The sequence below is a fragment of the Oleiphilus sp. HI0117 genome (assembly GCF_001635235.1).
In genome coordinates, this window is the sequence record NZ_LWGA01001219.1 from 1 (window position 1) to 8,237 (window position 8,237).

The following is an 8,237-nucleotide window of genomic DNA, read 5'->3' on the forward strand; positions in this document are numbered from 1 at the left end:
GAATATCGGCAAGAATTTCATTGTGATTGCCACGTAACTTCTGCACTGCCTGGCCAATATATTTGGCTCGCATCGGGTACATGGCGGCAAAGCCTAAGTCTTCTAGCTCTACCCGAATGCTGTTGATGCCCAGTCGGTTGGCAATTGGCGCGTAGATATCCAGGGTCTCGGTGGCAATGCGTCGACGCTTTTCGGCATGCAAAGGCCCCAGCGTACGCATATTGTGCAGGCGGTCTGCCAGTTTGACTAAAATGACACGAATATCTTTGGCCATCGCCAAGGTCATTTTCTGGAAGTTGTGGGCCTGCGCTTCGGCTTTGGACTTAAACTCTATCTGCGTCAGTTTACTTACGCCATCGACCAGGTCAGCGACAGTATCATTAAACTGCTCGGCTAACTCTTCTTTGGTAACCTCGGTGTCTTCAATGACATCGTGAAGCAGTGCGGCCATTAGTGTTTCGTGATCCATGTGCAAACCAGCAAGGATCTTGGCAACGGCTACCGGATGGATGATGTATGGGTCGCCACTTCGACGGTACTGACCTTCGTGTGCATCTTTAGCACACTCGAAAGCCTGCAAGATCATAGAGACCTTGTTGTCATCCAGATAAGTTCTGACTGCCGCTTCGAGTGATTCTATCAATGCCTGTTCTGCCTGTTCTTTAATAATATGTTTCTAGAAACACGAGTGCCTTAAAATACGAGGGGGATAAGCTCTAAAGCAAAAAAAAGCCGAACGTTTCCATTCAGCTTTATGCGCTCTCACCTATCTTAAGTGAGAACAGATGATTTTCAAGAGTAATTCTCAAGAAAACCACATAATTTATTCATTTTTCAGCAGATTAAGAAGAAATCTCTTCGCGCTTGATCACATCATCATTGATCAAACCTTCTGCAATTTCACGCAAGGCAACAACAGTAGGTTTGTCATTTTCCCACTCTACGAAAGGCTCTTTGCCGCCATTTGCTAGTTGTCTGGCTCTCTTGGTTGAAACCATTACCAATTCAAAACGGTTATCAACGTGATCTAAACAATCTTCAACGGTCACTCTAGCCATTAAATTTTCACCTCTGGAAAAGACGCACTACTCAATAAATAAGGCAGAACTACAGTCCCACCCAAAAACGACCGAACATACTACGAAAAACGCTCTAAGAAGACAATAGCTCGGTCAATATTTCTTCATGCTGCGCGCTTTGACTGGCGGTGTCTAGCCGATTTGATTTAAAAATCGACAATAGATCGCTTAATGCATCGCCAAATTGATCGTTAATAACCAGATAGTCGTACTCATGATAATGGCTACTTTCACTGGTTGCATCGGCCATGCGGCGCTCAATGACTTCTTCACTATCTTGGCCGCGCCCTTGTAAGCGTTCGCGCAAGGCGGCTTTAGATGGAGGTAGGATAAAGATGCTCACGGTATCTGGCATCAGTTCTCTTACTTGCTGCGCACCCTGCCAATCGATTTCAAGAATAACGTCTTGCCCAAGCGCCATACGCTGCTCAAGCCAGGTCTTGGAGGTACCGTAGTAGTTATCGAAAACTTTTGCATGCTCTAGAAAGCCAGATTCAGATATGAGCTGCTCAAACTCGGGGATGCTGACAAAGTGATAATTAACGCCATCGACTTCCCCGGGACGAGCCTGGCGAGTGGTATGAGAAACTGAAACTTCGATACCTGAGTCGGCTTCGAGTAAGGCTGCTACCAGGCTTGTTTTCCCTGCTCCGGAAGGGGCTGAAACGACATATAAACGCCCTTGCCTTGCAACTTCTTTAGACTTTTCACCTGTGCTACCCACTCTTTCTCCTCCAGATTCTAAGCAATGTCTAGGCTGTTATTCATCAGCTAAAACAACTATATTTAATGCGATGTGGAGCATTATGCTAAATTTCAGCTAAAAAGAGTATCTCTTAGTCTCAGTAGATCTTGATAAAGCGCTACAGACGAATTTTATTGAACGGCTAATACTGTTGGTATAAACACCCTGTGAAACAATATTGTCATTATCACCCGATTTCTCCGGCAATCTGGCATTGCCTGTCATGCGAGCGTCATTACGATAAGCTTTGCATGCCCGATGGTGACGAAAGGCAGCAGAAGGCTAAGTGCCCACATTGTAAAAAGCCCATGTCTTTTCTTGAGAAGCGTCACGAGATGCCTCCATTTTGGTCAATGCAACAGCGTTTTTTCGGTCTGCCATTTAAAACAGACGCTTTGTTGCTTTCCTTGTTGTTAGGCCTTAGTGCACTAGCGATGCACTTAAATGCGATATTCGCCCTGCTACTTGCTAGTATCTTGTCTCTAGTGCTTGTGAACTTCTCTGTGCAGGTAGCGCGGAGCTATAGTAAGGCGACTCGCTTATCATCGACGACAGGTTCAAGCTCATTTAATGGGGGGGTGCCAGGAATTGCCTCGGCTTTAGATTTTAAACAGGCTAAGACGAGCCTGATTATTACCGGACTATTAATCGTTTGCTTTGCGCCCCCCATACTTTTACTGAATTATGTTAGTGGCTGGCTTGCCCTAACCTACGCGTTACTTGTTTTATCGATTCTGCCCAGTGTATTGCTTATGCTGCTGTATAGCGATAAACGGCAAGGCGGCCATGGATCTGCTCCACCTAGTTGGATGAGCATTATTAAAAAGATGCACTTATCTTATGTCAGCTTGATTGCATTTTTTGCGATGAGCTATTTGAGCGTATTGGTGATCGCAGATTTGCTTCACCCTGTATTACCCTCCTTTGCTTTTGCTCCGGTTTGTGTGCTGCTGACGGCATATTTTGTTATAGCCCTGTTTGCGGTTTTGGGTTACGTCTTAAAGCGTTATGAATTCTTTTCATCGGTGAGCAGTGTCAAAGCGCTTGAGAGCGAACAAGACAATACGCCAACTGACAGCTCACAACGAATCAATGCTGACTTAGATATCGCGATCAAAGATGGTGACTTTTCCAAAGCCTTGTCTCTTTTGGAAAACAGTATGAAAGGCAAGGGAAAGCGGTCTGACTTGAGAGTCCATCAGCTGTATACGCTATTGCTAGAGCGCCGAGACCTGGTTCGCCTGGAACAGCATAGTCACTTGTTTTTTGAACTCTTACTGGGTCGGGGGCAGAAGTTGGCAGCTTATGAGTTGTTTGAAATGCTGCGCAATGAGCAAGAGAAGTTCCTGGTGCACGATATTCAACTGAGCCTCGATCTGGCTGAAGCGTTTTATCAGATGAAAGAGTATAAACTGGTGCTTTGGTTAGCACGTGAAGCGCACCAACGATTTGACTCGTGCCCGGAATTGGCGAAGTTATATTTACTAGCCGCTAAGACTATTCTTTCGAAGTCCAAGACACCGGAAAAAGCACGTGCATTCTTGCACTATATTGACGAGAACTTTCCGGATACCGAGTTTAAGGAAGCCGCAAGGCGCTTGCTAGAACACCTTGACTCACATTAACTGAGCCGATCATTGATGGCATTGAGTATTTGCCACTTCTTCCCACACCACTGTGGGGCAAGCAGAATGTCTTGCGAGGCTGTTCCGGTTAGCCGGTGAACGATTACGTTTTTAGGAAGGCGCTCAAGCATTTTGACCACGGTATCGATATACGCTTGCTCAGCGACAGGTTCATACAAACCTTTCTTCCATTCTCGTGCTAGCTGCGTTCCTTTTACAATATGAAGCGGATGGAACTTGATTCCATCTGTTCCCAGTGCCAAGACTTTATCTAAGGACTTCAGGCTATCAAGGGCTGCTTCGCCAGGAAGCCCCACTATTAAATGCGTACATACTTTTATCCCCATATCGCGAGCACGCCGACAAGTATCTTCATATTCCATCCAGCCATGACCACGGTTGACCCGCAGGAGTGACTCATCATTAGCGCTTTGTAGTCCTAATTCCAACCATATTTCATAGCCTTGCTCCTGATAAGCCAAGAGCAGTTCGAGCACCTCATCGGGAACACAGTCAGGGCGAGTCCCTATCGACAAGCCAATGACGTCGTCGACCGCTAAAGCACGATCATACAAGCGCTTTAGGTTTTCGGCCTCATCATAGGTGTTGGTATAGGCCTGAAAGTAGCCAAGAAATTTCTTGGCTCCGGTACGCTTGGCGATCACCGCTTTGCCGCGTGCTATTTGTGACTCAATTGAGTCTGGCGCTTTGGCGTTGGGGCTGAAGGATGCGTTATTACAAAAGGTGCAGCCACCAATACCTTTGCTACCGTCTCGATTAGGACAAGTAAAGGAAGCGTTGAGAGAGAGCTTATGGACATGCTCGCCATGGCGCTGTTGCATATACTGGCCAAATGAAAGATAAGGCCTTCCAGCCACAACACTCACAACTTAAACCATTTGACTTGATTGCATATCCATACCCGGCTTGCCAAACCAATAACCGTTGCAATCCTGATCGCTCAGCGCAATTTCACTCGACTGGCCATCAAGCGCATCACGGAAGCGACGAATGATGTCACTCATACCCTCAGCACGAGGGCTTAAGCGCAAGACATCAACATCGAATTTTTTCATTTCAGGCACCTGTGCAAGCAGGTTATAAACCGACGAAGACTGCGTTTGGATGCCGTTAATATTAAATAGGGCCTGTTGCTCCTGACTCTTTACTTCTAGCCCTTCCGGGTAGTGAATGCAGCTAAAGCGACAATCATCCTTGGGTAAGTCCAGGTAACGTGCGGTAAAACACCGCGCGGAGTAAGCGAGAGGAAGATGGCCATAGCTGAAGACTTCGGTTTCAATCTTCTCACGGATACCAAGATCACTTGCCTCGTCGTGAATGGTTTGTAAGCAATGGCCCGAGAGCTCAACCGGCATAACCCAACGTCGAGCACCGTTTCTGACCATAATCGATAAAGTGCGTGCATTGTAGATATTGGTGCTAGGACCACAGACAAAGGGTACTCCTTTGCGCGATAGTAATTGCACTGCAGAGATATCGTTCGCTTCAACTTGAACCGGGGCGTTTTCACAAATATTCTTTAAGGTGCTTAATTCAGAATCTGCCATTAATAACGCCAGACTGGAAATTACGACTTCTTTACCTGATTCCGATAGTTCCTTGGCTAGCTCTAGCCATTCAGCAGTTTTTAATTCTCGGCGCTTAGAACACACCGTCTCGCCTAAATAAATAACATCGACAGGGCTGTCGAGCATCTCTTGGTAGAAGTCATAAACGCGCTGTTTTGGCCAAAAAAACAGGTTTGGGCCTAGTGATAATTTCATCATATTACTCCCTAAATCTGCGGGGTTTATTGCCAGGCGCGCGTATAAGCGCCCAAAGTGGTTTGCGAGCCTTCAGAGACTTTATCGAGTGGCTTGCTCCATTGGGGTTTCACTTTAAAGTTATCCGGGTCGCGCTGATAGCTGTCTAAAGCTTTGCGCCAAACCGAGACAACCTGTTCAACATAAGCCGGGCTGCGTTGTCGACCCTCAATTTTTACAGCCTTGATGCCGATCTCTGTTAAGTCAGGAATTAAGCCAATTGTGTTCAAGCTTGTTGGTTCTTCGAGTGCATTGTAGAGACGGCCTTCCACTTCAAATCGGCCTTTACACAAGGTTGGGTAACCTGCTTTTTCATCTTCCTGATAACGGTCAATTAGCACATTGTTCAAACGTGACTCCAGGCCGTCTTCTGTTTCTTCCCAGCGAACAAAGCTTGCAGGCGAACAGGCACCGCAAGTATTGGGTGATTGGTCGGTTAGGTATGAAGATAAATAGCAGCGCCCTTCAGCCATAATGCATAAGGAACCAAAGGCAAAGACTTCTAATTCGATAGGCGACTTCTTAGCAACTTGCGCCACCTGCTTGAGTGATAAGACGCGTGGCAGCACAGCGCGGCGAACATTGAAATTGCGCTTGTAGAAACTTAGTGACTCAGCATTTGTGCCAGAGCCCTGAACCGACAAGTGCAGGTTTAGATTGGGGTGCTTTTGGGTGGCGTAATCCAGCACCCCCATATCAGCACAAATTAGCGCATCGGCCTGAATATCGGCGGCTACATCAACGGCTCGTTGCCATTTACTCCAACCTTCGGGCTGGGCATAGGTATTCACCGCGATATATAACTTAACGCCTTTGGATCGCGCATAAGCTAAGGCTTGTGAGACCTTTTCTTCTTTGAAGTTTAAGCCTGAGAAGTGACGTGCATTAGTTTCGTCTTTAAATCCTACATAGACGGCACTGGCACCACTATCTACCGCTTTTTTAAAGGCTGGTAAACTGCCAGCCGGACAGACCAAATCCATAAAGAAATACTCGAAATAATACGTCTGACCATTGTGAAGAATCCCCCGGCTAGTCACTATCCCTATTGGTGGGTATTTTATGTACCAACTTGCCGGGATATAGTTTCCTTTAATATCTGTTCGCTAATCTCGTTTTAAGGAGCGAAGCTACAATGCTATTGTCGAGCCCGAGAACTCTGCTTCCAAAATTACCTTTGACTTTGGTCAAACCTGTTCGCCATATGCCTTTTGGCCTGCAAAGTTTAGTGCTAAAAAGAGTGCTGAAAGCGGCCTTTAAGTCAGCCTTGGATCAAGGTGACATGGATTTTCTTAAACAGCGTTGGCTAAAAATCGAGATTAGCGATGCGGATATCAATTGGTTCTTTAGTTGTGGTCCTCGAAACGAGATATTAATGCAGAAGGATGCGCAGACGGACGTTTGTATTCGCGGTAGTTTGCGTAGCTTTATTTTGCTCGCGGCCCAAAAAGAAGACCCGGATACGCTGTTCTTCCAGCGTGACTTGGTGATTGAGGGTGACACTGATCTGGGTCTTGAGATCAAAAACCTGATGGATAGCCTGGATCTCGATGACTTGCCACCAGAGCTGCTATTTGCCGTAAGAAGTGCTGCAGAGTATGTGACAGTATTTAGCTAAATACTCTTACTCCAATAGCGCCCGTCCGCTTAGGAGGTAATCCATTGTTTTGGGTATATAAGCTTCCACCAAGCTTCCACCAAGCTTTCCTAACGACTAGAATCCCCCTATCTATCGTTAAAGGCCAGATTTGATGAATCGTAAAAAGAAGCTGAACTCCATCCTCAAGAAAAAACTTAAGAAGGCAAATGCCAAACTGGCGCCTAAGAAGAATGATAAACCTCGCTATATATCCAAAGCAGAACGGGCTGTAATGGAAGAAGAAAACACCTTAACTGAGATCAAAAACGACTAATAGATTGTCGGCTTATAGCCTTTTCTTGGGTGGCCGTGTACCTTCCAAAAAATTAATCTTTTTCATCTTATAAAAAAGTGACAAAAGTCTCACTTCGATCCATATTGTTAGCAGCTAGCATTTTGTACTTAGCCTAAGAGATGTACCGCAGCGATGAATACACCCGCACCACGAGCTTATATTCGCCACCCGTCCAAGGTTGGTATACAGGTTACGCCTTTGAGTACGCGCGAGCAGCTCAATCTGGAGATTAATAATATCAGCCAGGGTGGTCTGTCTTTTGATTCCAATGTTTCATTTTTCAAAGATACTGTGGTGAAGCTGAAAATACCTTCGGTTAAGCCGGTATTTAAGGTCAATGCAATTATTCGTTGGTGCCGAGAGCAAAGTGACAAGCAAGGCAGCCCATACGAGCTGGGCGTAGAGTTTCTCGACAATGATGACGCCTTTAAAGTTCGTATGATCGAACAGGTATGTCATATTGCCGAGTATCGAAAAGACTTGCAGGAACAGTTGGGTAAGCGAGTGACCTGGAATCAGGCCTCTCAGGAATGGATTAGCAAGAATGGGGGCAGCTTTCCGCGCTAGTCCGCGGTGAGTCACATTCAGGCAGGGCGAGTATTGTGAAGCAAACCTGTCATCGAATATGATCAAAAACGTATAACAGAAAGCAAAAAGCCGCAATACACAATGAACAATGTATTACGGCTTACTCAACTAACTAGCGTACTTTTTGGAACCTTCTGACCAGCTCAGGTGCCTTCGACTTCGACTTCCATCTCTACGTCTTTGAATAATAGTCCGAATGTATCCCAGACCTCTTCGACGGATTTCTCAATTTCATGCACTGCATGCTCTGAGGACGCGACAAGCTGTTCCTCTTTTTCTTTCAGTCCTGAACGATAATCTAGCAGTTTTTGATATTTATTTTGTGCGATTGATCGTAGCTCGTCAGGCAAGTCCTTTACCCTGTGCTCCATGCGGTCGATTTTGTAATCCCATTCTTCTAATTTCTTTGCAAATTTCTCAATTTGCTCATGATGTGAAGACAT

The 8,237-nt window shown here is 45.9% G+C and carries 11 protein-coding genes; 4 read left to right on the plus strand and 7 right to left on the minus strand.

Translation table 11 applies throughout. The features are described 5' to 3' along the window. The 3 genes from A3757_RS21305 to gmk form a co-directional block, all read right to left on the minus strand. Window positions 1-607, minus strand: a 607-nt coding sequence (locus A3757_RS21305; RefSeq protein ID WP_369819588.1) for an HD domain-containing protein, incomplete at its 3' end; no start/stop codon positions are given. A 235-nt stretch (window positions 608-842) separates the two neighbouring features. Continuing rightward, window positions 843-1,058 (minus strand): DNA-directed RNA polymerase subunit omega, encoded by a 216-nt coding sequence (gene rpoZ / locus A3757_RS21310; protein WP_068508646.1) that lies wholly within the window; start codon window positions 1,056-1,058, stop codon window positions 843-845. 94 nt (window positions 1,059-1,152) lie between these two features. Beyond that, window positions 1,153-1,803 carry a guanylate kinase gene (gene gmk / locus A3757_RS21315; RefSeq protein ID WP_068508644.1) on the minus strand — a complete coding sequence of 217 codons (651 nt, stop codon included), beginning with the start codon at window positions 1,801-1,803 and terminating at the stop codon, window positions 1,153-1,155. Between the two features lie 188 nt (window positions 1,804-1,991). On the opposite strand from gmk, the gene A3757_RS21320 reads away from it, so the two are divergent. After that, window positions 1,992-3,449 (plus strand): hypothetical protein, encoded by a 1,458-nt coding sequence (locus A3757_RS21320; RefSeq protein ID WP_156490714.1) that lies wholly within the window; start codon window positions 1,992-1,994, stop codon window positions 3,447-3,449. Here A3757_RS21320 and A3757_RS21325 read toward each other — a convergent pair. Genes A3757_RS21325 through A3757_RS21335 form a run of 3 tightly spaced genes read right to left on the minus strand, consistent with a single transcriptional unit; the run spans window position 3,446 to window position 6,255 of the window. Continuing rightward, window positions 3,446-4,336 carry a TIGR01212 family radical SAM protein gene (locus A3757_RS21325; RefSeq protein ID WP_082865453.1) on the minus strand — a complete coding sequence of 297 codons (891 nt, stop codon included), beginning with the start codon at window positions 4,334-4,336 and terminating at the stop codon, window positions 3,446-3,448. The genes A3757_RS21320 and A3757_RS21325 overlap by 4 nt on opposite strands. 3 nt (window positions 4,337-4,339) lie before the next feature. After that, complete coding sequence (locus tag A3757_RS21330) at window positions 4,340-5,236, minus strand: U32 family peptidase (RefSeq protein ID WP_231872238.1); 897 nt, start codon at window positions 5,234-5,236, stop codon at window positions 4,340-4,342. 23 nt (window positions 5,237-5,259) lie between these two features. Next, window positions 5,260-6,255 carry a peptidase U32 family protein gene (locus A3757_RS21335; RefSeq protein WP_068506974.1) on the minus strand — a complete coding sequence of 332 codons (996 nt, stop codon included), beginning with the start codon at window positions 6,253-6,255 and terminating at the stop codon, window positions 5,260-5,262. A gap of 152 nt (window positions 6,256-6,407) precedes the next feature. On the opposite strand from A3757_RS21335, the gene A3757_RS21340 reads away from it, so the two are divergent. The 3 genes from A3757_RS21340 to A3757_RS21345 all read left to right on the plus strand — a co-directional run bounded on the left by A3757_RS21340 (window position 6,408) and on the right by A3757_RS21345 (window position 7,773). Beyond that, on the plus strand, window positions 6,408-6,890 hold the full coding sequence (locus tag A3757_RS21340) for an SCP2 domain-containing protein (protein WP_068506978.1): 483 nt from the start codon (window positions 6,408-6,410) through the stop codon (window positions 6,888-6,890). Window positions 6,891-7,023: 133 nt separating this feature from the next. Beyond that, window positions 7,024-7,185, plus strand: a complete 162-nt coding sequence (locus tag A3757_RS25390; protein ID WP_082865452.1) for a DUF2986 domain-containing protein — start codon at window positions 7,024-7,026, stop codon at window positions 7,183-7,185. A gap of 153 nt (window positions 7,186-7,338) precedes the next feature. Next, window positions 7,339-7,773, plus strand: coding sequence for a PilZ domain-containing protein (locus A3757_RS21345; protein WP_068506981.1), 435 nt, complete (start codon window positions 7,339-7,341; stop codon window positions 7,771-7,773). A gap of 164 nt (window positions 7,774-7,937) precedes the next feature. Here A3757_RS21345 and A3757_RS27150 read toward each other — a convergent pair. After that, window positions 7,938-8,237, minus strand: a 300-nt coding sequence (locus A3757_RS27150) for a hypothetical protein (protein ID WP_068506983.1), incomplete at its 5' end; no start/stop codon positions are given.